General features: G+C 68.1%; 27 protein-coding genes. 12 read left to right on the top strand and 15 right to left on the bottom strand.

Translation table 11 applies throughout. From position 1 onward, the window contains the following. Nucleotides 1-160 precede the first annotated feature (160 nt). Nucleotides 161-1,684, bottom strand: a complete 1,524-nt coding sequence (locus BAU06_RS24635) for a putative bifunctional diguanylate cyclase/phosphodiesterase (protein ID WP_066356897.1) — start codon at nucleotides 1,682-1,684, stop codon at nucleotides 161-163. A 335-nt stretch (nucleotides 1,685-2,019) separates the two neighbouring features. Between BAU06_RS24635 and BAU06_RS24630 the strand changes: the two genes are divergently transcribed. The 6 genes from BAU06_RS24630 (at nucleotide 2,020) to BAU06_RS24605 (ending at nucleotide 7,319) form a co-directional block, all read left to right on the top strand. Next, a complete protein-coding gene (locus BAU06_RS24630; protein WP_156770329.1) occupies nucleotides 2,020-3,345 on the top strand; it encodes a D-alanyl-D-alanine carboxypeptidase family protein in 1,326 nt (441 codons plus the stop codon). 160 nt (nucleotides 3,346-3,505) lie between these two features. Continuing rightward, a complete protein-coding gene (locus BAU06_RS24625) occupies nucleotides 3,506-4,399 on the top strand; it encodes a D-amino acid aminotransferase (RefSeq protein WP_066356891.1) in 894 nt (297 codons plus the stop codon). 5 nt (nucleotides 4,400-4,404) lie between these two features. Next, nucleotides 4,405-4,680, top strand: coding sequence for a YbeD family protein (locus tag BAU06_RS24620; protein WP_066356890.1), 276 nt, complete (start codon nucleotides 4,405-4,407; stop codon nucleotides 4,678-4,680). A 39-nt stretch (nucleotides 4,681-4,719) separates the two neighbouring features. Continuing rightward, nucleotides 4,720-5,349: a lipoyl(octanoyl) transferase LipB gene (gene lipB, locus BAU06_RS24615; protein WP_066356888.1), complete on the top strand. Its 630-nt coding sequence runs from the start codon at nucleotides 4,720-4,722 to the stop codon at nucleotides 5,347-5,349. Nucleotides 5,350-5,486: 137 nt separating this feature from the next. Beyond that, on the top strand, nucleotides 5,487-6,524 hold the full coding sequence (lipA, locus tag BAU06_RS24610) for a lipoyl synthase (RefSeq protein ID WP_066356887.1): 1,038 nt from the start codon (nucleotides 5,487-5,489) through the stop codon (nucleotides 6,522-6,524). A gap of 54 nt (nucleotides 6,525-6,578) precedes the next feature. After that, a complete protein-coding gene (locus BAU06_RS24605; protein WP_082993811.1) occupies nucleotides 6,579-7,319 on the top strand; it encodes a YoaK family protein in 741 nt (246 codons plus the stop codon). Nucleotides 7,320-7,393: 74 nt separating this feature from the next. Here BAU06_RS24605 and BAU06_RS24600 read toward each other — a convergent pair whose 3' ends face one another. The 3 genes from BAU06_RS24600 to BAU06_RS24590 form a co-directional block, all read right to left on the bottom strand. After that, nucleotides 7,394-7,996, bottom strand: coding sequence for a DUF4142 domain-containing protein (locus BAU06_RS24600; RefSeq protein WP_066356882.1), 603 nt, complete (start codon nucleotides 7,994-7,996; stop codon nucleotides 7,394-7,396). A 75-nt stretch (nucleotides 7,997-8,071) separates the two neighbouring features. Beyond that, complete coding sequence (locus BAU06_RS24595) at nucleotides 8,072-8,635, bottom strand: cob(I)yrinic acid a,c-diamide adenosyltransferase (RefSeq protein ID WP_066356876.1); 564 nt, start codon at nucleotides 8,633-8,635, stop codon at nucleotides 8,072-8,074. Continuing rightward, entirely contained in the window at nucleotides 8,628-9,101 is a 474-nt protein-coding gene (locus BAU06_RS24590) for a GNAT family N-acetyltransferase (RefSeq protein WP_156770439.1), read from the bottom strand. Before BAU06_RS24590 ends, BAU06_RS24595 begins: the two co-directional genes overlap by 8 nt. Nucleotides 9,102-9,237: 136 nt before the next feature. Here BAU06_RS24590 and BAU06_RS27345 point away from each other — a divergent pair, with 136 nt between their 5' ends. Then, nucleotides 9,238-9,681: a copper-binding protein gene (locus tag BAU06_RS27345; protein ID WP_415834841.1), complete on the top strand. Its 444-nt coding sequence runs from the start codon at nucleotides 9,238-9,240 to the stop codon at nucleotides 9,679-9,681. Nucleotides 9,682-9,841: 160 nt separating this feature from the next. Here the strand turns inward: BAU06_RS27345 and hslU are convergent, their stop codons facing one another. From hslU to BAU06_RS24560, 5 genes are all read right to left on the bottom strand, one after another. Continuing rightward, entirely contained in the window at nucleotides 9,842-11,176 is a 1,335-nt protein-coding gene (gene hslU / locus BAU06_RS24580; protein WP_066356872.1) for an ATP-dependent protease ATPase subunit HslU, read from the bottom strand. Nucleotides 11,177-11,201: 25 nt separating this feature from the next. After that, nucleotides 11,202-11,741 (bottom strand): ATP-dependent protease subunit HslV, encoded by a 540-nt coding sequence (hslV, locus tag BAU06_RS24575; protein ID WP_066356866.1) that lies wholly within the window; start codon nucleotides 11,739-11,741, stop codon nucleotides 11,202-11,204. Nucleotides 11,742-11,913: 172 nt separating this feature from the next. Next, nucleotides 11,914-12,378, bottom strand: coding sequence for an RNA polymerase-binding protein DksA (gene dksA, locus BAU06_RS24570; RefSeq protein WP_066356861.1), 465 nt, complete (start codon nucleotides 12,376-12,378; stop codon nucleotides 11,914-11,916). Nucleotides 12,379-12,426: 48 nt separating this feature from the next. Then, nucleotides 12,427-13,530 (bottom strand): CobW family GTP-binding protein, encoded by a 1,104-nt coding sequence (locus BAU06_RS24565; protein WP_066356855.1) that lies wholly within the window; start codon nucleotides 13,528-13,530, stop codon nucleotides 12,427-12,429. Between the two features lie 410 nt (nucleotides 13,531-13,940). Then, the gene (locus BAU06_RS24560) at nucleotides 13,941-14,483 is read right to left on the bottom strand and encodes a Fur family transcriptional regulator (RefSeq protein WP_066356853.1); all 543 of its coding nucleotides are present in this window, start codon (nucleotides 14,481-14,483) and stop codon (nucleotides 13,941-13,943) included. A 131-nt stretch (nucleotides 14,484-14,614) separates the two neighbouring features. On the opposite strand from BAU06_RS24560, the gene BAU06_RS24555 reads away from it, so the two are divergent. The 4 genes from BAU06_RS24555 to BAU06_RS24540 are packed head-to-tail and all read left to right on the top strand — an operon-like array spanning nucleotide 14,615 to nucleotide 17,600. Next, the gene (locus BAU06_RS24555; protein ID WP_066356851.1) at nucleotides 14,615-14,833 is read left to right on the top strand and encodes a hypothetical protein; all 219 of its coding nucleotides are present in this window, start codon (nucleotides 14,615-14,617) and stop codon (nucleotides 14,831-14,833) included. Beyond that, a complete protein-coding gene (locus tag BAU06_RS24550; protein ID WP_066356842.1) occupies nucleotides 14,812-15,558 on the top strand; it encodes a metal ABC transporter ATP-binding protein in 747 nt (248 codons plus the stop codon). The genes BAU06_RS24555 and BAU06_RS24550 overlap by 22 nt, the downstream gene beginning before the upstream one ends. 49 nt (nucleotides 15,559-15,607) lie before the next feature. Then, on the top strand, nucleotides 15,608-16,480 hold the full coding sequence (locus tag BAU06_RS24545; RefSeq protein WP_066356840.1) for a metal ABC transporter permease: 873 nt from the start codon (nucleotides 15,608-15,610) through the stop codon (nucleotides 16,478-16,480). A 19-nt stretch (nucleotides 16,481-16,499) separates the two neighbouring features. Beyond that, nucleotides 16,500-17,600 (top strand): metal ABC transporter substrate-binding protein, encoded by a 1,101-nt coding sequence (locus BAU06_RS24540; RefSeq protein ID WP_082988457.1) that lies wholly within the window; start codon nucleotides 16,500-16,502, stop codon nucleotides 17,598-17,600. Nucleotides 17,601-17,673: 73 nt separating this feature from the next. Here the strand turns inward: BAU06_RS24540 and xerC are convergent, their stop codons facing one another. The 5 genes from xerC to BAU06_RS24515 form a co-directional block, all read right to left on the bottom strand. After that, the gene (gene xerC / locus BAU06_RS24535; RefSeq protein WP_066356839.1) at nucleotides 17,674-18,627 is read right to left on the bottom strand and encodes a tyrosine recombinase XerC; all 954 of its coding nucleotides are present in this window, start codon (nucleotides 18,625-18,627) and stop codon (nucleotides 17,674-17,676) included. Nucleotides 18,628-18,641: 14 nt separating this feature from the next. Further along, on the bottom strand, nucleotides 18,642-19,301 hold the full coding sequence (locus BAU06_RS24530; protein WP_066356836.1) for a DUF484 family protein: 660 nt from the start codon (nucleotides 19,299-19,301) through the stop codon (nucleotides 18,642-18,644). 18 nt (nucleotides 19,302-19,319) lie between these two features. After that, a complete protein-coding gene (gene dapF / locus BAU06_RS24525; RefSeq protein ID WP_066356834.1) occupies nucleotides 19,320-20,225 on the bottom strand; it encodes a diaminopimelate epimerase in 906 nt (301 codons plus the stop codon). 134 nt (nucleotides 20,226-20,359) lie between these two features. Further along, a complete protein-coding gene (locus BAU06_RS24520) occupies nucleotides 20,360-21,250 on the bottom strand; it encodes a lysophospholipid acyltransferase family protein (RefSeq protein WP_066356832.1) in 891 nt (296 codons plus the stop codon). Then, on the bottom strand, nucleotides 21,247-22,224 hold the full coding sequence (locus tag BAU06_RS24515) for a lysophospholipid acyltransferase family protein (RefSeq protein ID WP_082993896.1): 978 nt from the start codon (nucleotides 22,222-22,224) through the stop codon (nucleotides 21,247-21,249). The genes BAU06_RS24520 and BAU06_RS24515 overlap by 4 nt, the downstream gene beginning before the upstream one ends. Nucleotides 22,225-22,473: 249 nt before the next feature. Here BAU06_RS24515 and metK point away from each other — a divergent pair, with 249 nt between their 5' ends. Beyond that, on the top strand, nucleotides 22,474-23,637 hold the full coding sequence (metK, locus tag BAU06_RS24510) for a methionine adenosyltransferase (protein ID WP_066356830.1): 1,164 nt from the start codon (nucleotides 22,474-22,476) through the stop codon (nucleotides 23,635-23,637). 129 nt (nucleotides 23,638-23,766) lie between these two features. Here metK and BAU06_RS24505 read toward each other — a convergent pair whose 3' ends face one another. Further along, nucleotides 23,767-24,690, bottom strand: a complete 924-nt coding sequence (locus tag BAU06_RS24505) for a LysR family transcriptional regulator (protein ID WP_066356827.1) — start codon at nucleotides 24,688-24,690, stop codon at nucleotides 23,767-23,769. Nucleotides 24,691-24,696: the final 6 nt, after the last annotated feature.

The following is a 24,696-nucleotide window of genomic DNA, read 5'->3' as shown; positions in this document are numbered from 1 at the left end:
CGGTCCGTCGTGCGTCATGCCATTTTGTTTGGACTATCGTACAAACAAATCCGCGTGGCGTCGTTTGCGGAGAAACCCGCAATGCGCGGCAAGCGTGGCGATGTGGCCACGCGGTGCCGCGCCTCGCCCGCGCGGGATCGTGGGCGCGGCGGCCGGCGCGTCAGGGGCAGGCGGGCAGGCTGCCGGGGACGGTCGCATCGGCGCCCGCCGCCGGCACCAGCAGGCTTTCGAGGAAATATTCAAACGCCGCCAGCGGCATCGGCCGTTTCAGCAAATAGCCCTGCATCTGGTCGCAGGCCAGGGCGCGCAAGGCGTTCAGTTGTGTCGTGGTCTCCACGCCTTCCGCCACGACTTCCATGTTCAGCGTGTGCGCCATGGCCAGGATGGCGGCCACGATGGCCCGGCCTTCTTCGCCATGCGTGTCCAGGCCTTGCGTGAAGAAGCGGTCTATCTTCAGCTGCTGCGCCCGGAATTGCTGCAGATACGCCAGGCTGGAATAGCCCGTGCCGAAGTCGTCGATGGCGATGCCGAAGCCATGGGCGCGAAACGCGCGGATGACGCGCGAACTGAGTTCGGCGTCCTGCATGGCCACCGATTCCGTGATCTCGAACACCAGCCGTGTGGGCGGCACGCCCTCTTCGTGCGCGATCGCCACCATGCGTTCGACGAAGTCGGGATGCGACAGCTGCTTGGTGGACAGGTTGATCGACACCTTCAGCGCGGGCAGGCCGCGCGCGTCCCAACGCTTCATGTGCCGGCATACCGTGCGCATGACCCAGAAGCCGATTTCGATGATCTGGCCGGAGCGCTCCGCCACGGGAATGAATTCGCCGGGCGGGACCGAGCCCAGGCGGGGATGGTGCCAGCGCAGCAGGGCTTCCGCGCCCGTCACGCGATGGCCGCCATCGGCGAACTCGGGCTGGTAGTCCAGGCTGAGCTGTTCGTGCGTCAACGCGTCGTTCAGGCCCTGCTGCATCATCAGCATGCGGCGGTAGCTTTCGCCCATGTGCGGCTCGTAGAAGCGAAAGCCGTTGCGGCCATGTTCCTTGGCGCCGTACATCGCGATGTCGGCGTTCTTCATCAGCGTTTCGACGTCTTCCCCGTCATGCGGGAACATGGCGATGCCGATGCTGGCGGTCAGGCGCAAGGTCATGCCCTGGAACATCAGGTCGTCGCGCATGGCGGTGTTGACGGCCTGCGCGACGCGGGCCGCGCCTTCGCGGCTGTTCAGGCCCTCGACCACCACGACGAATTCGTCGCCGCCCAGGCGCGCCACGGTGTCTTCGCTGCGCACGCAGGCGCGCAGCCGCCGCGCGAAGGCCTGCAGCATGCCGTCGCCGATGCTATGGCCCAGGGAATCGTTGATGTGCTTGAACCCGTCCAGGTCCATCAGCAGGACGGCGAACTCATTGCCCGTGTGGCGCGCCCGCGTAATGGCCATGTCCGTGGCGCCGGCCAGCGCGGTGCGGTTGGGCAGCTCGGTCAGCATGTCGGTGGTCGCCAGCCGCTGCAGGGCGGAGCTGACCTCGCGCAGCGAACCGTCCAGGGATCGCCGGGATGCGGCGAAGCGCATCGCCAATACCGAGGTATACCCGGCCAGGGCCACGACGATCAGGGACAGGACAACGGTCCCGACGAGATAGGTGCCGCTCATGATGGTCGACCGCAGATTAATGGACTGCACGAGGCCGGGATCGGCCGGCGGACAAAACGGCTCGCGTTACAAGCCGAGCATAGTAACAAGAATGTATCTTGCCCAATACAATTTCCGCCTCCAGGAGCTGCCACCGTTTCGCGGGTGCGACATTGCGGGTTGCCCGCACAGTGTCGCGCGATGCGCGGGAGAGTCATCGTACTGTAAGGCGTCAGCTTGTAAGCATGCATTTTGAATGTTGCATAGCGTTGCATGTTTTCCCCCGCGTGAGCCGCTCATCCGGGATGTTCCAGGCAGGCGTGCTGCCTATAATTGGGCGGTTTCACGCTTTCCTCGAAGATTCCCCCTCCCGCCCCGATTTGCCGATGACGAATTCGCGTTTGACCCGTTTTTCTTCCTTGATTCCTGGACGGCGCATGCTGGCCGCCGCGTTGACCGCGGCGCTGGCGATGGGAACGCCGGCGACATGGGCGCAGACATCGGGCAAACCGGCGGCCAAGCCCGCGGCCCCAGCGGCCGCGCCGGCCAGCAATCCCACCCAGGCGGGCACCACGCCGTCGGGTGCGTCGACCTCGCAGGTTGCGGAGACCGACGCCAATGGCATCTCGTCCGTCGTCAGCGTGTCGCCGATCCCGGCGCCCACGATCGCGGCGCGTGCCTGGATCGCGGTGGACGTGAATAGCGGCCAGGTGCTGGCGGCCTCCAGTCCGGATCAGCAGGTCGAGCCTGCTTCGCTCACCAAGATCATGACGGCCTATGTGGTCTTCAACGCGCTGGACGAAAAGCGCCTGACACTGGATCAGCAGGTGCCGGTGTCCGAGCATGCATGGCGCACCGGCGGTTCGAGGATGTTCATCGAGCCGCGCAAGCCGGTGACTGTCGACGAATTGCTGCAGGGCGTGATCGTGCAGTCCGGCAACGATGCCTCCGTGGCCCTGGCCGAAGCCGTGGGCGGCAGCGAGCCGTCGTTCGCGTCGATGATGAACCAGGAAGCCGAACGGCTGGGCATGAAGGGTTCGCACTTCGTGAACGCGACCGGCCTGCCCGACCCGCAGCACACCACCACGGTGCGCGACCTGGCCACCATCGCCACGCATCTGATCACCGATCATCCCGACTATTTCCACTACTACAAGCAGCGCAGCTTCAGCTACAACAAGATCACCCAGCCGAATCGCAACCGCCTGCTGTGGGCGGACCCGTCGGTGGACGGCATGAAGACGGGCCACACCGAGTCGGCCGGCTATTGCCTGGTGGCCACCGCGCTGCGCGGCGACCGCCGCGTGCTGACCGTGATGGTGGGCGCGGACAGCGAATCGGCGCGCGCCGAAGAAAGCCTGAAGCTGCTGAACTGGAGCTTCCAGAATTTCGACACCGTGAAGCTGTTCGACAACAACCAGCCCGCGCTGGACGCGCGCGTGTGGGAAGGCAAGACCGAAACCGTCAAGCTGGGTCCGCCCGCGCCGGTATGGATCGCGGTGCCGCGCGGCAAGGCGGCCGAGGTCAAGCCCGTCGCCGAACGCACCGACCCGCTCGTCGCACCCCTGGAAAAGGGCCAGCGCGTGGGCACCCTGCGGTTGACGCTGGATGGCAAGACGCTGCGCACCGAACCGCTGGTCGTGCGCGAGCCGGTCGAGCGCGCCGGCTTCTTCGGCCGCATGGTCGACATCGTCAAGCGCTGGATGCAGTAAGGGCGCCCGCCGGTGTAAGCTGCGAGCGGCATGGCGGGTGGGCCGCATGGAGCCACGCCTCCACGCCGACAAAAAGGGCGGACCGGGTCCGCCCTTTTTCCTTGCCGCACGACCCTGGCGCCGGCGCCGCCGGCCTGTTTTCTTGCTTGAAGGAGCACACATGATTCCGGGCGTGCCGGGCGACAGCCTGGCGTATCTGAACGGCGAATTCCTGCGGCTGCAGGACGCCAAAATCTCGGTGTTGGACCGCGGCTTCATCTTCGGCGACGGCGTATACGAAGTGGTCCCGGTCTACGAGGGCCGCCCGTTCCGCATGGCCGAGCACCTGGGCCGGCTGGAGCGCAGCCTGGCCGCCATCCGCATCGAGGCGCCGTTCGACCGCGCAGGCTGGCAGGAGGTCGTCCAGGGCTTGATCGAACGCTCGCTGACGCCGTCCTGCGTGGTGTACCTGCAGGTGACGCGCGGCGTGGCCAGGCGCGACCATGGGTTTCCCGCCGATGCGGTCACGCCCACTGTCTTCGGCATGACGTCCCCGTTCACGCGCCCCGGCGCGCAACTGCGCGAACAGGGGGTTACGCTGATCTCCATCCCCGACGAGCGTTGGCTGCACTGCGACATCAAGTCGGTGTCCCTGCTGGGCAATGTGCTGGCCAAGCAGCGCGCCGCCGACGCCGGCGCGGACGAAGTCGTGCAGTTCCGCGACGGCATGCTCAGCGAAGGCGCGACGTGCAACATCTGGGTGGCGGCCGGCGGCAAATTGCTGGCGCCGCCCAAGGACCACCTGGTGCTGGAAGGCATACGCTACGGGCTGTTGGCCGAACTGGCCGCCGAGGCCGGCATTCCGTTCGAGATGCGCCCGGTCACGCGCGCGGAAGTCGAAAACGCTGACGAACTGATGGTTTCCTCCGCCACGCGCGAGATCCTGCCGGCGCTGCGGCTGGATGGCCGGCCGGTGGGATCGGGCAAGCCCGGCCCGGTTTATGCCCGCCTGCGCCAGGGGTATGATGGCCGGATCGCCGCGCTGCTTGGAAAAGCGTCCGGCGCCCCCATGTAGTGGCCATGAAACACATTCCGCCCGAGCAATCCCTGATCGAATATCCCAGCGACTTTCCCATCAAGGTGATGGGAAAGCAGCATCCGGATTTCGCCCAGACCTTGACCGAAGTGGTGCTGCGGTTCGATCCCGGGTTCGATCCCGCCACGGTCGAAATGCGGCCCAGCAAGGGCGGCAACTATATCGGCCTGACCTTCACGGTGCGCGCGACATCCCGCGAGCAGCTGGATGCGCTGTATCGCGCGCTGCACGGCCACCCCATGGTCTCGGTCGTCCTCTAGGCATACGCGGTCCTTCGCCGTGGAACAAGGCCCCCGCGCATGATCAAGTGGTTGGACCGTCCGGCCGACTATCAGGCGGTATGGCAGGCGATGCAGGGCTTTACGGCCGCGCGCACGCCGGCCACCGCCGACGAAATCTGGCTTTGCGAACACTCGGCCGTCTATACGCTGGGACAGGCGGGCAAACCTGAACACGTGCTGAATCCCGGCGGCATCCCCGTCGTACGCTGCGACCGCGGCGGCCAGGTCACCTATCACGGCCCGGGGCAGGTGGTGGCCTACGCGCTGGTCGACCTGCGCCGCGCCGGCCTGTACGTGAAGGAATACGTGGCGTTCCTGGAGGACGCCGTCATCGACACATTGGGCGACTATGGCATCCGCGGATGCCGCAAGCCCGGCGCGCCGGGCGTGTACGTGCCCATGCCGGGCGCCGGCGGCGAACTGGCCAAGATCGCCGCGCTGGGCATCAAGATCCGCTCCGGCTGCGCCTATCACGGCGTGGCCTTGAACGTCGACATGGACCTGGCGCCTTTCCTCGGCATCAACCCCTGCGGCTACGAAAATCTCGCGACGGTGGACATGGCCCGCTGCGGCGTCGCCGCCAGCCTGGAGGACGCCGGCGGCCGGCTGGCGCGGCGCATCGCCATGCTGGGCCGGCCGGCCGCTTAGGCGCGCCGCCCGCCGCCCGCCGCCCTTGCGGCCAGGCTCGGCCGGCACCAGGGTCTTGTGCGGGATCCGCGCCGGTCGGGGAGTAAACTAGGGTTTTTCCCAAAGGCGGCGCCCGGGGCGCCGCGCGTAGCCGACTCATGTCCACGCCCGCTGATCGTTCCCACGCCGCGCCCGCCGGGGCCGACGTGTCCCACCCGCAGCCGCTGCCCGCCTCTCCGGCGGCGTCCGCCACGCCCTACGACCCCACCGCCAAGCAGAAATCGCAAGCCAAGACGGCGCGCATTCCCATCAAGGTGGTGCAGGCCGAGCGGCTGAAAAAGCCGGAATGGATACGCGTGCGCGCGGCCGCGCCCGGTTCGCGGTTCTACGACATCAAGCGCATCCTGCGCGAGCACAACCTGCACACGGTGTGCGAGGAAGCGTCGTGTCCCAATATCGGCGAGTGCTTCGGCAAGGGCACCGCCACCTTCATGATCATGGGCGACAAGTGCACGCGCCGCTGCCCCTTCTGTGACGTGGGGCATGGACGCCCCGACCCGCTGGATCCGGACGAACCGCGCAATCTGGCGCGCACCATCGCCGCGCTCAAGCTGTCGTACGTGGTCATCACCTCGGTGGACCGCGACGACCTGCGCGATGGCGGCGCGGGCCATTTCGTGGAATGCATCCGCCAGGTGCGCGAGCTTTCGCCCGCCACGCGCATCGAAGTCCTCGTGCCGGATTTTCGCGGCCGCCTGGATCGCGCGCTGGATATCCTGAACGCCGGTCCGCCCGATGTCATGAACCACAACCTGGAAACGGTGCCGCGCCTGTACAAGCAGGCGCGCCCCGGCTCCGACTACGCGCATTCGCTGAAGCTGCTGCAGGAGTTCAAGCGCCTGCACCCGGACGTGCCGACCAAATCCGGCTTGATGCTGGGCCTGGGCGAGACCGACGAGGAAATCCTGCAGGTGATGCGCGACATGCGCGCGCATGACGTGGACATGCTCACCATCGGCCAGTATCTGCAACCGTCCGAACACCACCTGCCGGTGCTGCGCTACGTCCATCCCGATACCTTCGCGATGTTCGAGCGCGAAGCCTATGAGATGGGCTTCACGCACGCCGCGGTCGGCGCCATGGTGCGTTCGTCGTACCATGCCGACCAGCAGGCGCACGCGGCGGGGGTGAACTGAGCCCGCGGCCGCGGCGCCCTGCGGGGTCGATCCGCGGCAAGCGGCGACGCGACCATGGCCGCCCATGATCCCGGTCGCCGCGACGCCGGCGCATCGCGGCGCCGGGACACCACGCGGGCCGCGGCGGAATCGCCGCACATCTTCTTCATCGCCGTCCTGTCCTGCATGGCCGGCATGACCGACGCCATCGGCTTGATCGCCGCGGGCAATTTCGTTTCCTTCATGAGCGGCAACACCACGAATCTGGGCGTGGCGCTGGCGTCTTTCGACGCCGCCGCGGCCGGCCGCCTGGCGCTGGTGCTGGTCTTGTTCGTGCTGGGCAGCGCGGCGGGCCAGGGCATCGCCGAACGCGCGCCGCGCCCGCGGGTGGCCGTGCTGGGCGTGGTGGCGCTGCTGCTGACCGCATCGGGATCGGCCCTGTTCCTGGCCGGCCATGGCCAGGGCGACACGGAAGGATGGCGCCATGCCGCGCGCCTGGTGGCGGTGGCCGCGATGGGGGTACTCAACGCCGCCTTCGAGAAAAGCGAAGGCCAGCCCATGGGACTGACCTACGTGACCGGCGCGCTGGCGCGGCTGGGGCAGGCCCTGGGCCGCTATGCCGCGACCCGCCAGCCCCAGCGGCCGCTGCCGCATCTGGCCACGTTCTGCGGCCTGCTGGCGGGCGCGGTGGCAGGCGCCGTCCTGCAGCATCGCTGGCCCGATCTCGCGGCACTGGTGCCTGCGGGGCTGGCTTGGCTGCTTTGCCTGGCGGCATGGTCGGTGTCGCGGCGCGTCCACCCTTCACCGCTGGGCTAGGGGAGCCCGCCCCGGCCACGCGCGATATCCGGGCGTGGCGAGGATGCCGCGTGCCGCCGCATGCGCGACGGACCTTACTTGCTGGCCTTGTCCTGGTTCCTGGCCTTGTCCTCGGCGCCTACTTTCTGCTGCAGGGCCTGCGCCATTTCCAGGTGGTGCTGCAAGGTCGGCAGCGTCTTCGAGGCCCAGGCCTTGATGTCCGCATCCTTGGCTTCGGAGGCGGCCTTCTGGAACAGCTTCACGGTGTCTTCATGCGCCGAAACGCCGATACGGCTGACATACATCTTGTCGAAGGTGGTGCCGTCGGTGACGCTCAAGGCCTTGATCTCGGTGCGCTGCATCATCGAGGGCTTGTCCGGCGGCGTGTAGCCCTTCTGCTTGGCCAGGGCCATGAGCTCTTCGTTGGCCTTGCCGTGGTCCTTGATCATCTGGTCGGCGAACTGCTTCACGTCCGCATTGCTGCTCTTGGTCTGGGCCAGCTTGCTGCCTTCGATCTCGGCAAGTCCGCCCTGGGCGGCGTTCTCCAGAAAGTCCTTGTCGGCACCCGCCAGGGTGCTGCGCTGTTCGGTGCTTTTCTGTTGGGCAGGCGAGCTCGGCGCGGGCTGCGCCCATGCGCCGGTGCTCAGGGCCAGGGCGCCGGCGGCCAGCAGTCCACGGGTGATAAAGCGTGCGGTCATGGAATTCTCCTTGGAAGTTGCGCCATTTGGCGTCATCCCAGGATTCGCAAGTTTCGCGCCCGCGATGAGCAAAGCCTACTTGCCCGGCGCCTTGGCGGAATTGCGCCAGTAGACGTCGCCGGCGCCCAAGCCGCGATTGGCGATGCGCGCCATAACGAAGAGCAGGTCGGACAGGCGGTTCAGGTACTGCAGGACCGGGCGATTGACGGGCTCCATGCGCTGCAGCGCGACCACCGCCCGCTCCGCGCGCCGGCATATGGTGCGCGCCATGTGCAGCAGGGCCGCGGGACGCGATCCGCCCGGCAGGATGAACTCGCTCAGGGCCGGCAGGGTGCCGTTGTAGTGCGCCAGCCGGCCATCCAGCTGGCTGACGTGATTGCCGTCCAGCTTGGCGTAGCCCGGTATGCACAGTTCGGCGCCCATATCGAACAACGCATGCTGGACGTCGCGCAGGTCCGCCGCGACTTCCGCGTCCAGTTCCGCTTCGGCCAGCGCCACGCCCAGCGCGCTGTTCAGCTCGTCGATATCGCCCAATGCCGCGATGCGCGCGCTGTCCTTGGCGACGCGGCTGCCGTCGCCCAGGCCGGTCGTGCCGTCGTCGCCCGCGCGCGTGGCGATCACCGTCAGGCGCTTAGCCATGCTGGCCGGCCTCCGCGCGCGCGGGCGAGGGCGTGCGGCCCATCTTGTCCAGGGCGGCGCCGGTGACGCGCACGATGCGCCATTCGGGCAGGATCTCGGCGCCCAGGCTCTCATAGAAATCGATGGCGGGCTGGTTCCAATCCAGCACGGTCCATTCGAAGCGTCCGCAGCCGCGTTCCACCGCGATGGCGGCGAGCTTGCGCAGCAGCGCGCCCCCTATGCCCTGGCCGCGCCGGTCCGCGCGGACGTAGACGTCTTCCAGGTACAGGCCGCGCCGGCACAGGAAGGTGGAGTAGTTGTGGAACCAGACGGCGTAGGCCAGCAGCGCGGGTCCGTCTTCGATGTCGGTGCGCTGTGCCACCAGGCATTCGGCCGCGGGCGTGCGGCCGAACAGTGAGGCCCGCAGGCTGTCCTCGGTGGCGGCGAAGATATCCGTGAGTTTTTCGTATTCGGCCAGTTCGCGCATCAGCGCCAGGATGCCCGGCACATCGTTCGGCGTCGCCGGCCGGATGAGATAGGGGATGGTAGCGGACAAGGTGGTGATTCCCTGGAAAGACTGGCGCTATGCTAGTTGCAGGCCGGAATGGCCGCAAGGAGCAGCAGTGCCGAAGGGAACAGGTATCGCGATGTCGTTGGCGTCATGCGGGCGGATGCCGCGGGGCGGAAGCGGGCAGGGACTGGCGTGGATCGGGTACGCGGGTGGCTTGCTTGCCGGGGTGGCGGCCTGGGCCTGCGGCGCGCGCCGCGTAGCGGCACGGGCCGGCCTGGCCTGCCTGATGGCCCTGGCCGCCGCGATGCCCGTGCACGCCAAGGACGCCAGCGCGACGGCCACCGGAGAGGTGCGCCGTATCAACGTGGAGCAAGGCACGGTCGCGCTGCGCCACGGCGAGATCAAGGAGCTGGGCTTGCCCGCCGCGACGCTGGTGTATCGGATATCGCCGTCGCTGCTGCGCGGCATCCAGCCCGGCGATAAGGTGCGGTTCACCGCCACGCGCCAGGACGGCAAATACGTCGTGACGGCGATCGGCAAGAGCCTGATGCCCTAGCCAGGGGCGGGGTGGCCTGCCCTGCGCACGATCGGCCTTGCCGCCCTTGGGCAGGACAGGCGCTGCCACTTCGGGCGGGATAAGCGCGGCCACCTTGGGCAGGGGTAGGCGTTGCCGCCTTCGGCACCAAAGGAACGCCGCCCGGGCGGCCGCCTGACCGCTACAGGACGTACCGCGCCAGGTCCTGGCTGCCTGCCGCTTCCGCCAGCTTGTCGTCCACATAGGCGGCGTCGATGCGCACCACGCCGCCGGAGCTGGCGCTGGCGTCGAAGGACAGGTCTTCCAGCAGCTTTTCCATCACGGTGTACAGCCGCCGCGCGCCGATGTTCTCGGTTTTTTCATTCACCGAGAACGCCAGTTCGGCCAGCCGCTGGATACCTTCGTCGGTGAACTCCAGCTGCACGTTTTCCGTCGCCATCAAGGCGGTGTATTGCTTGGTCAGCGAGGCGTCGGTGTCCGAGAGAATGCGCACGAAGTCGGCCGCCGACAGCGAGTCGAGCTCCACGCGGATGGGAAAGCGGCCCTGCAGTTCCGGGATCAGGTCGGACGGCTTGGCCAGATGGAAGGCGCCCGATGCGATGAACAGGATGTGGTCGGTGCGCACCATGCCGTAGCGCGTATTGACCGTGGTGCCTTCCACCAGCGGCAGCAGGTCGCGCTGCACGCCCTGGCGCGAGACCTCCGCGCCGCCGGTTTCCTGGCGCGCGGCGATCTTGTCGATCTCGTCCAGGAAGACGATGCCGTTCTGTTCGACATTGGCGATCGCCGCGCTGCGCAGGTCGTCTTCGTTGACGCGCTTGGCGGCTTCTTCTTCCACCAGCAGCTTGAAGGCTTCCTTCACCTTGAGCTTGCGCGATTTTTTCTTGTCGCGGGCCAGGCCGGCGAACATGCCGCGCAACTGCTCGGTCATTTCCTCCATGCCGGGCGGGCCCATGATGTCCATCTGCGGCACGGGCTGGGCGACCTCGATTTCCACTTCCAGGTCATCGATCTTGCCTTCGCGCAGGCGCTTGCGGAAGGTCTGGCGGGCGCTGCTTTCCTCGTTGCGGTCCGGGTCGCCGCTGGCCGTGCGCGGCGGCGGCACCAGCGCATCCAGGATGCGGTCTTCCGCGGCGTCCTCGGCCTGCGAACGCACCCGGCGCATTTCGAGTTCGCGCGTCTGCTTGATCGAGTATTCGGTCAGGTCGCGGATGATGGTGTCGACGTCGCGGCCCACGTAGCCGACCTCGGTGAACTTGGTCGCCTCGATCTTGATGAAGGGCGCATTGGCCAGCTTGGCCAGGCGGCGCGCGATCTCGGTCTTGCCCACGCCGGTGGGGCCGATCATCAGGATGTTCTTGGGGTGAATCTCGTTGCGCAGCGGCTCCGCCACCTGCTGGCGGCGCCAGCGGTTGCGCAGCGCGACCGCGACGGAGCGCTTGGCGCGGTTCTGCCCGACGATGTATTTGTCGAGCTCGGAGACGATTTCCCCGGGGGTCATGTTGGATGCGGACATGCTTGGATCCTTGGGCGCGGATGGCTTATTCGCCCAGCGTTTCGATCAGGTGGTTCTGGTTGGTGTAGATGCACAGCTCGCCGGCGATCTCCAGCGACTTCTTGACGATGTCCTCCGGGGACAGGTCGGTGTGGTCGAGCAGGGCACGCGCCGCGGATTGGGCATACGCGCCGCCGGAGCCGATGGCGGCCAGGCCATGTTCCGGCTCCAGTACGTCGCCATTGCCGGTAAGTACCAGCGTGTGTTCGCGGTCGGCGACGATGAGCATGGCTTCCAGGCGGCGCAGCACGCGGTCGGTGCGCCAGTCGCGGGTGAGTTCCACCGCGGCCCGCATCAGGTGCCCCTGGTGCTTTTCCAGCTTGGCCTCGAAGCGCTCCTGCAGCGTGAAGGCATCGGCGGTGGCGCCGGCAAAGCCTGCCAGGATCCGGTCGTGGTAAAGGCGGCGGATCTTGCGCGCCGTACCCTTGATGACGATGTTGCCCAGGGTGACCTGACCGTCGCCCCCCAGCGCGACGCGGTTGCCGCGCCGCACGCTGACGATGGTAGTGCCGTGATATTGATCCATGATTTCTTTCCTTCGCGCCGACACGGAAGGCCCCGCGCCCAAGGGCGGGGACCTGTAACAACGCTACATGAGGGCGCCGCGGCCGGAATTCAAGGCGCGGCGCGGCGCCGGAAAGAAAAAGGGCCGGACCCTTGCGGTTCCGACCCGATATGCATGGGGGCGTTCGAAGCGTTCAGTCGCCGTAGAGCTTCTGGCGCATTTCGCGGCGTTCCTGCGCTTCCAGCGACAGGGTGGCCGTGGGCCGCGCCAGCAGGCGCGGAATGCCGATGGGCTCGCCCGTTTCCTCGCACCAGCCGTATTCGCCGCTGTCGATGCGGGCGATGGACTGCTGTACCTTCTTCAGCAGCTTGCGCTCGCGGTCGCGCGTGCGCAGTTCGAGCGCGTGCTCTTCTTCGATCGTGGCGCGATCGGCGGGGTCGGGGACGAACTGCGTTTCGCGCAGGTGTTCCGTCGTCTCTCCCGCATTGTTCAGGATGTCCTGCTCCAGCTGCTTCAACCGATCCTTGAAGAACGCCAGCTGGCGCTCGTTCATGTAGTCGGATTCGGGCATGGCCAGCAATTCTTCTTCGCTGGGCAGATCAACCGGCGTCTCGTTCGTCGACTTGCTTGATTTTTTCGTTGCTGCCTTGGTAGCCATGAAAGTACTCCACACTATGAATCGGACCTGCCGGATCGCGGCCTGAAATCAGGACGCGCCCACCAGGCACTGCTCCAGTCCCCGGGTAAATATTTCCTGGGGCAGTTTGCGGCCGATGAATACCATTTTGGTGGCCGGCTTTTCGCTGGCCGTCCATGGTTTGCCCGGCTCGGCTCCCATCATCATGTGCACGCCCTGGAAGAGCATGCGCCGGTTGACCCCTTTCATATAAAGGATGCCTTTATAGCGCAGCAGGTCGGGGCCATACACCTGGACCACGCCGCCCAGGAATTCTTCCAGGCGGACGGGATCGAAGGGCTTGTTGGACCGGAACACGAAGGCACCGATCTCGTCGTTATGGTGCGCATGATGATGGTGGTGATGTCCATGGCCGCATTCCGGCCCGCAGTCGCCTTCGTGGTCATGATCGTGGTCGTGATCATGGTCGTGGTCGTGGCGGGCATCGGGATGTTCGGCGGCCAGGAATTCCGGATCGATGTCCAGAATGGAATTCAGGTTGAAGCCGCTGATGTCGATGATGGACTTCAGGTCGACTTCGCCGAAATTGACCGGCGTGATGGGCGCCCGGGGATTGATGCGGACGATGCGGGCGCGCAGCGCTTCGTAGTCGGCTTCGTTCACCAGGTCGCGCTTGGAGATCAGGATGCGGTCCGCGAAGCCGATCTGCTTCTGCGATTCTTCCTGGGCGTCCAGCGTGGCCATGCCATGCTTGGCGTCGACGACCGTGACCACGGCATCCAGCCGGTAGTACTCGGCGATGTCGTCGTCCATGAAAAACGTCTGGCACACCGGGCCGGGGTTGGCCATGCCGGTGGTTTCCAGGATGACGCGTTCGAACTTCAGCTCGCCCGCCTGGCGCTTGGCCTTGAGCTCGCCCAGGGTGCGCATCAGGTCGCCGCGCACCGTGCAGCAGACGCAGCCGTTGCTGAGTTCGACGATTTCTTCCTCGCTATCCTGCACCAGGAGATCGTTGTCGATGCTCTCGGGCCCGAATTCGTTCTCGATGACCGCCACGCGGCGGCCATGGTATTCGGAGAGGATGCGTTTGAGCAGTGTAGTCTTGCCCGCACCGAGAAAGCCGGTGAGGATAGTGACGGGGACCATTTCGTCCAGACTGCGCAAGGTATTCATAATGACTGCCGAATAGATGCCTCGGCGGAAAGCCCCGGCGTGTTGCCTGGGCGTTGCGCGAAGCGCGGTGGGCAAGGGGTGTGGTGGCCGCCGTCGCAAGGGCCGCATTCCCGCCCGGACGCAGGATTACAGCACAGTCGGCGACGCCGGGCAAACCCCGGGCCTACCCTGGTTTAAAGGGAAGATTGGCGTCAAATGGGGGCAGATGCAGGGAATTCAAGAGCCGGATCGGAAACTTTCCGTAAGCCTGCCTCCATCGAAAGAAGGATGGCGCGGGCTGCGGTCGGGATGCGCTGCCGGGGCGCGATCCCGGGGCGCTTGCCTTGATCCCCGATGCAGGGTGTCTTAATCCCTAATGCATATGAGCGACGGCCTATGCGTATCCGGATGGCCGACGCGTATCCCGGCGGTCAATGGGTATGGGGATGGCCATGCGCGTGCGGGTGGCCGTGATCGCCGTCCGCGCTCGCCGTGCCGGCGGCGGCGCGCTTTTGCTGGCAGGCGGGACACAGGGCGCGGATTTCGGTCTCGTGCGAGTTCAGCGCGAAACCCGTGCGGGCGACGCGTTCCGCCAGCTGGCGGCTCATGGCCGGGTCGCTGACTTCCGCCACCGCGCCACACCCGGTGCACACGACCAGCAGGTCGTGCGGCGCGCCGCCCGCGTCGTGGCAGGCGATCCAGGCATTGACCGCGTCCAGCCGATGGACCAGGCCTTCGTCCATCAGGAAATCCAGGGCCCGGTACACCGTGGGCGGCGCGGCGCCGGGATGGACCGCGCGCATCGCTTCCAGCAGGTCGTAGGCCTTCAGGCTGCGGCCGTGCCGCAGCAGCAGTTCCAGCACCTTGCGCCGGATCGGCGTCAGCCGGCGGCCGCGCTGGGCGCAGAGGGCTTCGGCGACATCCAGTTGGGCGCCGACGCGATCGGGACGAGGCTGGCGGGTTGATGTGGGCATGACGGGGAAAGGAAGACGGCGGGCATCCAGCCGGGTAATGAAGGATACCCGACAAGCCGCGGCGGCCGGCCGCACGGCATAAGCGGTTTGCCAGTTTTGTTATGATATAACAATACAAACCGCAGCTCTCCATGACCTCCGATCCCATGCATGCCTCTTCGTCCGAGCAGGGTGGCGCGTCCGCGCCGCCGGCCGCGATACGCCCGTCCGCCCGGCCCGCCCGTGCCGGCCGGCGCGCTGCGGGCAGCGGATCCTGGCTGATGGCGTCGGCCGCGCAACGCATGGCGGCGGCCGCGCTGGTGTGCGCGGCGCTCTGGGGCCTGACCGCATGGGCGATGGGATGGTGGTAGACCGGCAACCCGCTCCCGCGCGCATCTCGCTGGAAAACGTCTCGTTCGGCTGGCGCGGTCGCCGCGCGGTCAGCGATGTCAGCGGCGTGTTCGAGCCGGGCTCGATGACGGCCATCGTCGGTCCGAACGGCGCCGGCAAGTCCACCCTGATCAAGGGGGTGATGGGCGTGCTCAGGCCCATGGCGGGCCGCGTGGTGCTGGACGGCGCCGGCCGGCGCGACCTGGCCTGGCTGCCGCAGGCCGCGGAACTCGACAAGGGCTTTCCCATCACGGTGCACGAGCTGGTGGCGATGGGTGCCTGGCGCCGGGTAGGGGCGTGGCGCCGCTTCGGCGCGGCGGAACGCGAGCGCGTGCAGCAGGCGCTCGCCGCCGTGGGCCTGCCCGGCGCCGGCGATCGCATCGTCGGCACCTTGTCCGGCGGCCAGTTGCAGCGCGCGCTGTTCGCGCGCCTGCTGCTGCAGGATGCCGACGCGCTGCTCCTGGACGAGCCCTTCGCCGCGGTGGATACGCACACCGTGGACGACCTGATGCGCCTGCTTGCCGACTGCCATGCGCAAGGGCGCACGGTGGTCGCCGTGCTGCACGACCTGGACCTGGTGCGCGCGCATTTCCCCCGGACCTTGCTGCTGTCGGGCCACGTCGTGGCCTGGGGCGACACCGCGGAAGTGCTGAGCGATGCCAACCTGCGCGCCGCGCGCCAGCTGCGCGACCGGGAGCTGGCATGACACGCGGCTCGCGGATGCCGGCGCGCGCCGCCATGGGAGGCTGCCGTCCATGAGCTTGATGGATTGGGCGGTGTCGCCTTTTCTCGATTACGGATTCATGCGGCGCGCCCTGGCGGGCGCCTGCGCGCTGTCGTTCGGCGCCGCGCCGCTGGGCGTGTTCCTGGTCCTGCGGCGCATGAGCCTGATGGGCGACGCGATGTCGCACGCCATCCTGCCTGGCGTGGCCGCCGGCTTCCTGCTGTCGGGGCTGTCGCTGACCGCGATGCTGCTGGGCGGCATCATCACCGGGCTGGCGGTGGCCTTGCTGGCCGGCCTGGTGTCGCGCCTGACGCCGTTGCGCGAGGACGCCAGCTTCGCCGCCTTCTACCTGATATCGCTGGGGCTGGGCGTGCTGCTGGTATCCCTGCGCGGGTCCAATATGGATTTGCTGCACGTGCTGTTCGGCACGGTGCTGGGCCTGGATGACGACGCGCTGCTGCTCGTGACGGCCTGCGCCACGATCACGCTGCTGTCGCTGGCCGCGCTCTACCGCCTGCTGGTGGCGGAATGCCTGGATCCCGGCTTCCTGCGCGCCAGCGGCGGCCGCGGCTCTTTGGTGCACATGGCCTTCCTGATGCTGGTGGTGTTCAACCTGGTATCCGGTTTCCAGGTGCTGGGCACGCTGATGGTCGTGGGCATCATGATGCTGCCCGCCGCCTCGGCGCGGTTCTGGACGCGCACCGCCGCCGGACAGATCCCGCTGGCCGCCATCCTGGGCGCGGCGGCGTCGCTGGCCGGATTGCTGGTTTCCTATCACTACAGCCTGCCCGCTTCGCCGGCCATCATCCTGAGCGCGGGCGTGGTCTATCTGTTTTCCGTGGCATGCGGCCCGCAGGGCGGGCTGCTCGATCTATCGCGTCGCGCGCGCGGCGCCGCGCGGTAAGCATTCTGGAGGTTCCGATATGGCGATCCCGCAAACACCACGCGGCTGGCAAGCCGGCTCGCGCGGCTCCCGCTCGTCCGGCTGGCCGGCTTTCCTGGGCCTGCTGCTTTCGCTGTTCCTGTGCCTGCCTGTCGCTCGCGCGGCGGATGGAGCGGACGCCGGTGCGTCGGGCGCCGCTGCGTCGGGCGCCGTCGCGCCGGGGGCGGGGCCGGCCCATCCGCTGCGCGTGGTCGCCAGTTTTTCCATCCTGGGCGATATGGTCAGGCAGATCGGCGGCGCCGATGTGCAGGTCGATGCCCTGGTCGGACCGGATGGCGATGCGCACGAATATGAACCGACGCCGGCCGATGCCCGCGCCCTGGGCGCGGCGCAGGTGCTGGTGGTCAATGGCCTGAACTTCGAAACCTGGATGAACCGGCTGGTGAAGGCATCCAACTTCAAGGGCATCACCGTGGTGGCCGCCGAAGGCGTGCAGCCGCGCGACTTCGACGAAGACGATATCGCCGGGCACGCGGACGGCGATGCCGACCACGCGCCGGGCGGGGGCAGTGCCGCGCCGGGCGGCAAGTCCGGCCACGGCCATCACGACCCGCACGTGGATCCCCACGCCTGGCAGGACCTGTCCAATGGCGTGGTGTACGCGCGCAATATCGGCGCGGCGCTCGCCAAGGCCGATCCCTCGCATGCCGATGCCTATCGCCAGCGCACCGAGGCCTATGTCGCCCGGATGCAGGCGCTGGACCAGCGTGTGCGCCAGTCCTTCGCCGCGCTGCCCCCCGAGCGGCGGCGCGTGGTGACATCGCACGATGCCTTCGGCTATTTCGGCCGGGCCTATGGCGTGACCTTTATTTCGACGATGGGTATTTCCACCGACGCCGAGCCGTCGGCCGGCGACGTGGCCCGCATCATCGACCAGGTCAAGCAGGAAAAAGTCCCCGCGGTATTCCTGGAAAACGTCAGCAACCCGCGCCTGGGGCAGCGCATCGCGCATGAGACGGGCGCCAAGCTGGGCGGAACCCTGTATTCCGACGCGTTGGCCAAGCCGGGATTGCCGGCCTCGACCTATCTGGGCATGTTCGAATGGAACCTGGCCGCGTTCATGGCGGCGCTCAAGCCCTGAGGCCTGCACTGGGCGCGCGGGCATGGCGCGGCGGCACCGTGGGCCGTCGCCGTCTTGCCCGCCGGCATCCGCCTCAGGATTTACGGCCGGCGCGGGGATGGGCCTTGTCGTACACCTGGGCCAGGTGCTGGAAGTCCAGGCGCGTATAGACCTGAGTCGTGGAGATGTTGGCGTGGCCCAGCATTTCCTGCACGGCGCGCAGGTCCTGCGCGGATTGCAGCACGTGGCTGGCGAAGCTATGCCGCAGCACGTGCGGGTGCACGTGCACCGGAAGCCCGGCGGTGCGCGCCATCCTGGCCAGTTGGGCCTGCACGACACGCGGCGAAATGCGATGTCCCCGCGCGCCCAGGAAAAGCGCCGCCGCATCGGCCGGCGTGGAGCGCGGCCCCAGCAAGGCCGGACGCGCGGGCAACCATGCCTGCAGGGCGAGTATCGCGGCGGCGCCCACCGGTACGGTGCGCTGCTTGCCGCCCTTGCCCAGCACGATGACTTCGCGTTCGTTCAGGTTCAGCCAGCTTGCCGACGTATGGTCGGGACCGCGCTCATAGCGCCAGTCCAGGCTGGTCAGTTCGGACAAGCGCAGGCCGCTGGAATAGAGCAGCTCCACCATGGCCTGGTCGCGCAACGCCACGGGGTCGTGGCCGCCGCCGGCGGCGGGGCGGTCCAGCAGCGCCTGGGCTTGCTCCACCGATAGCGCCTTGGGCAGCGGACGCGGCGCCTTGGGCGCGCGCACGCCGGCGACCGGATTGCCCGGCAGTCCGGCCTGCGGCGCCCACCATTGATAGAAGCCGCGCCACGCCGCCAGGGCCCGCGCCAGGCTGCGTGGGCCGAGGTCGCGCGCATGCAGGCGCGCGACGAACTGGCGGATATGCCCGTGGGCCAGGCGCTCCAGCGGAATATCGCCGGCAAGCTCGGTCAGGTGGCGCAGATCGCGGCCGTAGCCGTCCAGCGTATGCGCGGAATAGCGGCGGTTCGCGGCCAGGTGCGCCAGCCACGCTTGCATCGGGGCAGGCAGGGGGCGTTCCATGGCGTGGGGATGCGTCAGGCCAGGCGGCGCAAGGCGGCCGACGCCAGTTTGCCGACCGTGTCCAGGAAGGTGGTGGACATGTCGGGCGCGAAGCGTTCGGGATCGTTGGATCCCAGTACCAGCAGGCCCATCGTGAGCGCATCGGCGCCCGGACGCAAGGGGATCAGGGCCAGCGAGCGGGGCTTGGCGCTAAGCCAGCTGGCGGCTTCGAATTCCGTATCCGTGCCGCAGTAGGGCGACTTCAGGCTGTCGGCAAAGGTGCGGACGTCCTCGGAAACGGGTTCCCCGTAGCCGCTTTCCGGCAGGTCGGGCAGGCGCCACAGGCGCAGGCCGACTTCGTTCAGGTCGAACTCGCGCGCCAGGCCCAGCGCGATCTCCCCGGGTATGCGGTCCGTTTGCGTTTCCGCGAGCAGGCGCGCGCACCATTGCGTCAGGCGCGTGCTGATGCCTTCGTTGGCGTTGGCGTTGTGGATCAGTTCGTTCAGGCGCCATTCCTGTTCGCGATTGCGTTCCCGCAGCATCAGGATCTGCCGCTCGCCCAGCGATATCGCGCCGGCGCCGTGGGGATGCGGCACGTGCATCGTCGCGAATACATCGGCGTGCGCGGTGAAGAAATCCGGATGGTCCCGCAGGAAGTCGGCGACCTGTTGCGGGCTGAGAGCGGTGTCGGTCATGGGGTCGGTGGGATGCGCTTAGCGGTTCAGAGCCATGGAGAAGACCAGCTTGTCGATATCGACCGTGCCGGTGTAGACGGAGGTTGCCGGACCCGTCATGCGCAGCGCCTGGCCGTCCCAGTCCACCGTCAGCACGCCGCCGCGCGCCTGTACCCGGACCGGCGTATCCAGCAGGCCGCGGCGGATGCCGGCCGCCACGGCGGCGCAGGCGCCGGTACCGCAGGCCAGGGTTTCGCCCGCGCCGCGCTCATAGACGCGCAGGCGGATGTCATGGCGATCGACGATCTGCATGAAGCCGGCATTGACCCGGCGGGGGAAGCGCGGATGCGCTTCGACGGCGGGCCCGACCAGGTGTACCGGCGCGCGGTCGACGTCGGCCACCACCTGTACGGCATGGGGGTTGGAGATCGCCACCAGGGAGATCTCCACGCTGGCCGGCATGCCGGCGGCCCCGTCGGCCGGCGCCGGCAGGGGCAGGGTATAGAGGGTGTCCTGGCCTTCCTTGCGCGTGGCCAGCCCGGCGGCATCGAAGGGCAGGTCGATGGGCGAGAACCGCGTGCGGCCCATGTCCACCGTGACCTGTTCATCGTCGCCTTCGTCCAGGATCAGGATGCCGGTGGCGATCTGCGCGCGCAGCGGGTTGCGGTCGGACAGGCCGGTTTCGTGCACGAAGCGCACGAAGCAACGCGCGCCGTTGCCGCAGTGTTCGACCTCGCTGCCGTCGGAATTGAAGATGCGGTAGCGGAAGTCCGCGTCGGGCACCGTGGCGGGCTCGACCAGCAGGATCTGGTCGGCGCCGATGCCGAAATGGCGATCGCCCAGCGCCCGGGCGCGCTCGGGCGTCATGTCGATGGACTGCCGCACGCCGTCAAGAACGACGAAGTCATTGCCGGCGCCGTGCATTTTCGTGAAGTGCCAGATCATCGCGCCATTATCGCCGAAACGCGTACCGGGCGGGGCCGTGGCGGCCGGGGACGTCCGCGCGAGCGCCGCGGGCCGCCGCCGATCGCGGCATGGCCTTGCGGCACCGGGACGCGGCCGCGCCGTGCGCGCCGGCTTCAATACAGTTTGGGTTCGCCCGGCGGCCGCGTCTTGAAGCGGCGATGCACCCAGTAGTACTGGCTGGGGCAGCGCCGCACCCAGGATTCGAGTTCGCGGTTCAGGCGCTCGGTGGCCTGTTCCAGCGTGTCTTCGCCGGGGAAGTCCTTCAGCGCGGGCAGCACTTCCACGTGATAGCGGCCGGTCGCGGGATCCCAGAACTCGATCACCGGGAAGACCGGCGTATGCCATTTGCGCGCGATCTGCGCGGTGGCCGGGATGGTCGCCGCCTGCACGCCGAAGAAGGGCACAAAGATGGCGCCCTCGCGGCCGAAATCCATGTCGGGCAGATAGTAGACGGGGCGTGCCTCGCGCAGATGGCGGATCAGGCCGCGCACGCCTTCCTTGCGGCTGACCAGGTGGACCTCGTTGAACCGCTTGCGGCCGGCGCGGACGATGGCGTCGACGTCCGGATCCCGCTGCGGCGTATACATCGTGGCGCCGGTGGGCGATTCCATGGTCAGCCGGGTGGCCGCCACGTCCAGCCCGACGAAATGCGGGGCCAGCAGGATCAGGGGCTGCTTCTCCCGCCCGAGCCGCAGGAATTCCTCGTGGCCCGACACGGTGGCCATGTCGCGGATGGCCTGCGGCGTGCCGTACCACAGCACGCCCCGGTCGACGAGCGACTGGCACAGGGCCCGGAAATGCTGCCGCAGCCAGCGCTGGCGGGTTTCCGCGCTTTCGTCGGGAAAGCACAGATCCAGGTTGATGCGCACGATGCGCCGCCGCCGGCGGGCGAATACCAACGTGAACCAGGTCAGGATGGCGCCGGCCCGCAGGCGGGTCGCCGGGCTGACCCGGCCGAACCAGGAAAACAGGGCGACCAGCGCCCGATGCTTGAGGCTGCTCATCGGCCGCGTCCGTCCTCCGCGCCGCTCGCGCCGGCGCTATTGGTGCCCGCGGCCACGGCGGGCGGGTCGCCGTGCGCACCCGCGCCGGGCGGCCCTGCGTCGGGCGCCGTTGCGTGGGGCGCCGCCGGCGTGGCGTCCGGCGCGGGCGGCGCGCCCCGCGGCGTCTTGTAGCGGTTGTAGCTCCACAGGTATTGCTGCGGGAAGCGGCGGATCAGCGTTTCCATGGCGGCATTGAACAGCGCGGCTTGCGCCTCCGCCGAGTCGGGCAGGGGGCCGGGCACGCGGACATAGTGGATGCGCCAGCCACGGCCGCGCGGCAGGCGTTCGGCGGCCGTCAGGAGGACCGGCACATCGTTGGGAAAGGCCAGCCTGCCCGGCAGCGTGACGGTATAGGCCATGCGGCCGAAGAACGGCGCCCAGACGCCCTCGCCTTCCTTGGGAGCCTGGTCGGGCAGCATGCCCACGGCTTCGCCGCGGCGCAGGGCGCGCACGAACTCGCGCACGCCCTTTGTTGTGGCCGGCACGGCGCGGATGGCGGAAGTATTGCGGGCGGCCTCCAGCAGGGGTGCGAGGGCCGACTGCCGCGGCGGGCGGAACATCACCGTCAGCGGCAGCCACCGCGCCACGTGGCGCGCCGTGATCTCGAAGCAGCCCAGGTGCGGCGTCATGACGATGACGCCGCGCTTTTCCGCCACGGCGGCCTCCACGACGGCGTCGTCGTCGGAGTACAGGCGCGCCAGGCAGCGATCCGTCTGGAACCATACCTTGGGCATCTCCAGGATCATGGCGCCGGCCTGGGCCGCCGCTTCGCGGGCGAAACCGCTGTCGCGGTAGCCGGCTTGCGCGGCGTTGGCGCGCAGGCGCTGGCGGTATTTGCCCGGCCAGCAATAGGCCAGCGTGCCGAGGAAACGCCCCATGCCATGCAGCATGGATAGCGGCAGGCGGGCCAGCAGGTGGAACAGGGCGACGAGCAACATGCGACGGGGACGGATGAAAGCCGCCATTTTCGCTTAAAATGCCGGAGGTCGCCGAGTTAACCGACAACTTGCGGGGCGACGCGTGCCGGTTCCAGGGCTTTCCGTGCCCGGGCGCCGTGCCCGCAAAATCCGCTAAAGCGTCGCGCCATGGTCAATATCTTGCCGATTGAGAGCCCAGGTGCAACGCACCTTCGTCAATCCGGCCGAGTGCGGTGTACGCGCCCAGCCCAGCAAGGAAAGCAAACCGTGGCACACAGCGATTTCCTCTTTACTTCCGAATCCGTTTCCGAAGGCCATCCCGACAAGGTCGCGGACCAGATCTCCGACGCTGTCCTGGACGCCATCTTCACCCAGGATCCCAATGCCCGCGTAGCGGCCGAAACGCTGTGCAATACCGGCCTGGTCGTGCTTGCCGGCGAAATCAGCACGTCGGCTTCCGTGGACTACATCCAGGTGGCCCGCGACACCATCCGGCGCATCGGCTACGACAACACCGAATACGGCATCGACTACAAGGGCTGCGCGGTGCTGGTCGCATACGACAAGCAATCGCCCGATATCGCCCAGGGCGTGGACCGTACCTCGGAAGACTATCTGAACCAGGGCGCCGGCGACCAGGGCCTGATGTTCGGCTATGCCTGCGACGAAACCCCCGACCTGATGCCCGCGCCGATCTGGTATTCGCACCGCCTGGTGCAGCGCCAGAGCGAACTGCGCAAGGACGGCCGCCTGCCGTGGCTGCGTCCCGACGCCAAGTCGCAGGTCACCTTCCGCTATGTGGATGGCCGTCCGGTGGAAGTCGACACGGTGGTGCTGTCCACCCAGCACGCTCCGGAGGTCTCGCAGGAAACCATCCGCGAAGCGGTCATCGAAGACATCATCAAGCCCTGCTTCCCGGCCGGCCTGATCACGCCCAAGACGCGCTTCCTGGTCAACCCCACGGGCCGCTTCGTCATCGGCGGTCCGCAGGGCGATTGCGGCCTGACCGGCCGCAAGATCATCGTCGACACCTATGGCGGCGCCTGCCGCCACGGCGGCGGTGCGTTCTCCGGCAAGGATCCGTCCAAGGTGGACCGCTCGGCCGCCTACGGCGCCCGTTATGTGGCCAAGAACATCGTCGCGGCCGGCCTGGCGCGCAAGTGCGAAGTGCAGGTCAGCTACGCCATCGGCGTGGCCGAGCCCATCAACATCACGGTCTACACGGCCGGCACGGGCGTCATTCCCGACGAACAGCTGTCCAAGCTGGTGCGCGAACATTTCGACCTGCGTCCCAAGGGCATCGTGAACATGCTGGACCTGCTGCGCCCGATCTATTCCAAGACGGCCGCCTACGGCCACTTCGGCCGCTCGGAGCCGGAATTCACCTGGGAAGCCACCGACAAGGTCGCGGCGCTGAAAAAAGCCGCCTGACGATGCCGGCGCCGGCGCGACGATACGCGCGCCGGCAGCGTCATCCGATCGAAGGCCGCAACGGCAACGTTGCGGCCTTTTTCTTCCTGCATGGTTCCGCTAGGGGCTGAGCGGCCGTATCGTTCCGGCCTACCAGACCAGTTCGTTTCTTGCCGGCCGCCGCCGCTGGCCGGCGTAGCGATCGAGCAGGAAATCCACGAAGGCCGATACCTTGGCGGGCAGGTTCGCGCGCTCGGCGTACAAGGCGTGGATATCCGCCGGCGGCGCGGCCCAGCCCGGCAGCAGCGCCCGCAGGGTGCCGGCGCGCAGGCAGGCGGCGACTTCCCATTCCGAGCGCAGGACGATGCCGTGCCCGTCCAGCGCCCATTGCAGCACGCTTTCGCCGTCGTTGGAGCTGAGCGGGCCGCGCACCTTGACTGCTTCCGTGCGTCGCCCCGATTGCAGGTGCCAGGTGCCGTAGGCGGCATCGTTCTCCCGCACGACCAGGCAGGCATGCCCCTGCAGCTCGCGCGGCGACTGCGGCGTGCCGTGCGCCTTAAGGTATGCGGGCGCCGCGCATAGCAGCCGCCGGTTGGCGGCGATGCGGCGGGCGGTCAGGCGGGTGTCGGGAATATCGCCGAAGCGTATCCCGACATCGAATCCTTCGTCGCGCAGCGGCAGTGGGCGGTCCGTCAGGCGCATCTGCACTTCGACTTCGGGATACCGGCGCACGAAATCGGCCACGGCGGGCACGATGTGCCGGCGGCCGAAGCCGAAGGTGGCGTTCACCCGCAGCAGGCCGCGCGGCTGCGCGCGATTGCCGGCGATGCGGCGTTCCAGCGCGCCCAGGTCGCCCAGGATGCGGGCGCCCTCGGCCAGATAGAGTTCGCCTTCTTCGGTGACGGTGACGCGCCGGGTGGTCCGGTGCAGCAGGCGGGCGCCCAAGCGGCGCTCGAGCTTGGCCAGCCGGGCGCTGACCGCCGCCGGCGTCAAGCCGAGTTCCCGCGCGGTGGCCGCCAGGCTGCCGTGGCGCGCCAGCATGGCGAAGAAAGCGAGTTCGGATAAGGCGTCCATGGGCGG

This window comes from Bordetella bronchialis, from assembly GCF_001676705.1.
In the GTDB taxonomy this organism is placed as follows: domain Bacteria; phylum Pseudomonadota; class Gammaproteobacteria; order Burkholderiales; family Burkholderiaceae_B; genus Bordetella_C; species Bordetella_C bronchialis.
Note: the sequence above shows the minus strand (reverse complement) of the source record. Positions and strands in the feature narration are given on the sequence as shown.

Coding starts and splice junctions, on each gene's coding strand:
- lipB (WP_066356888.1), top strand. CDS start 4,720: ATGATCAAGTGGTTGGACCGTCCGGCCGACTATCAGGCGGTATGGCAG.
- BAU06_RS24540 (WP_082988457.1), top strand. CDS start 16,500: ATGGCGATCCCGCAAACACCACGCGGCTGGCAAGCCGGCTCGCGCGGC.
- BAU06_RS24545 (WP_066356840.1), top strand. CDS start 15,608: ATGAGCTTGATGGATTGGGCGGTGTCGCCTTTTCTCGATTACGGATTC.
- BAU06_RS24555 (WP_066356851.1), top strand. CDS start 14,615: ATGACCTCCGATCCCATGCATGCCTCTTCGTCCGAGCAGGGTGGCGCG.
- BAU06_RS24600 (WP_066356882.1), bottom strand. CDS start 7,996: ATGACCGCACGCTTTATCACCCGTGGACTGCTGGCCGCCGGCGCCCTG.
- dapF (WP_066356834.1), bottom strand. CDS start 20,225: ATGATCTGGCACTTCACGAAAATGCACGGCGCCGGCAATGACTTCGTC.
- xerC (WP_066356839.1), bottom strand. CDS start 18,627: ATGGAACGCCCCCTGCCTGCCCCGATGCAAGCGTGGCTGGCGCACCTG.
- BAU06_RS24520 (WP_066356832.1), bottom strand. CDS start 21,250: ATGAGCAGCCTCAAGCATCGGGCGCTGGTCGCCCTGTTTTCCTGGTTC.
- BAU06_RS24505 (WP_066356827.1), bottom strand. CDS start 24,690: ATGGACGCCTTATCCGAACTCGCTTTCTTCGCCATGCTGGCGCGCCAC.
- lipA (WP_066356887.1), top strand. CDS start 5,487: ATGTCCACGCCCGCTGATCGTTCCCACGCCGCGCCCGCCGGGGCCGAC.
- BAU06_RS24595 (WP_066356876.1), bottom strand. CDS start 8,635: ATGGCTAAGCGCCTGACGGTGATCGCCACGCGCGCGGGCGACGACGGC.
- BAU06_RS24605 (WP_082993811.1), top strand. CDS start 6,579: ATGGCCGCCCATGATCCCGGTCGCCGCGACGCCGGCGCATCGCGGCGC.
- BAU06_RS24530 (WP_066356836.1), bottom strand. CDS start 19,301: ATGACCGACACCGCTCTCAGCCCGCAACAGGTCGCCGACTTCCTGCGG.
- BAU06_RS24630 (WP_156770329.1), top strand. CDS start 2,020: ATGACGAATTCGCGTTTGACCCGTTTTTCTTCCTTGATTCCTGGACGG.
- BAU06_RS24565 (WP_066356855.1), bottom strand. CDS start 13,530: ATGAATACCTTGCGCAGTCTGGACGAAATGGTCCCCGTCACTATCCTC.
- hslU (WP_066356872.1), bottom strand. CDS start 11,176: ATGTCCGCATCCAACATGACCCCCGGGGAAATCGTCTCCGAGCTCGAC.
- BAU06_RS24560 (WP_066356853.1), bottom strand. CDS start 14,483: ATGCCCACATCAACCCGCCAGCCTCGTCCCGATCGCGTCGGCGCCCAA.
- BAU06_RS24590 (WP_156770439.1), bottom strand. CDS start 9,101: ATGCGCGAACTGGCCGAATACGAAAAACTCACGGATATCTTCGCCGCC.
- BAU06_RS24620 (WP_066356890.1), top strand. CDS start 4,405: ATGAAACACATTCCGCCCGAGCAATCCCTGATCGAATATCCCAGCGAC.
- dksA (WP_066356861.1), bottom strand. CDS start 12,378: ATGGCTACCAAGGCAGCAACGAAAAAATCAAGCAAGTCGACGAACGAG.
- hslV (WP_066356866.1), bottom strand. CDS start 11,741: ATGGATCAATATCACGGCACTACCATCGTCAGCGTGCGGCGCGGCAAC.
- BAU06_RS24550 (WP_066356842.1), top strand. CDS start 14,812: ATGGGCGATGGGATGGTGGTAGACCGGCAACCCGCTCCCGCGCGCATC.
- BAU06_RS24625 (WP_066356891.1), top strand. CDS start 3,506: ATGATTCCGGGCGTGCCGGGCGACAGCCTGGCGTATCTGAACGGCGAA.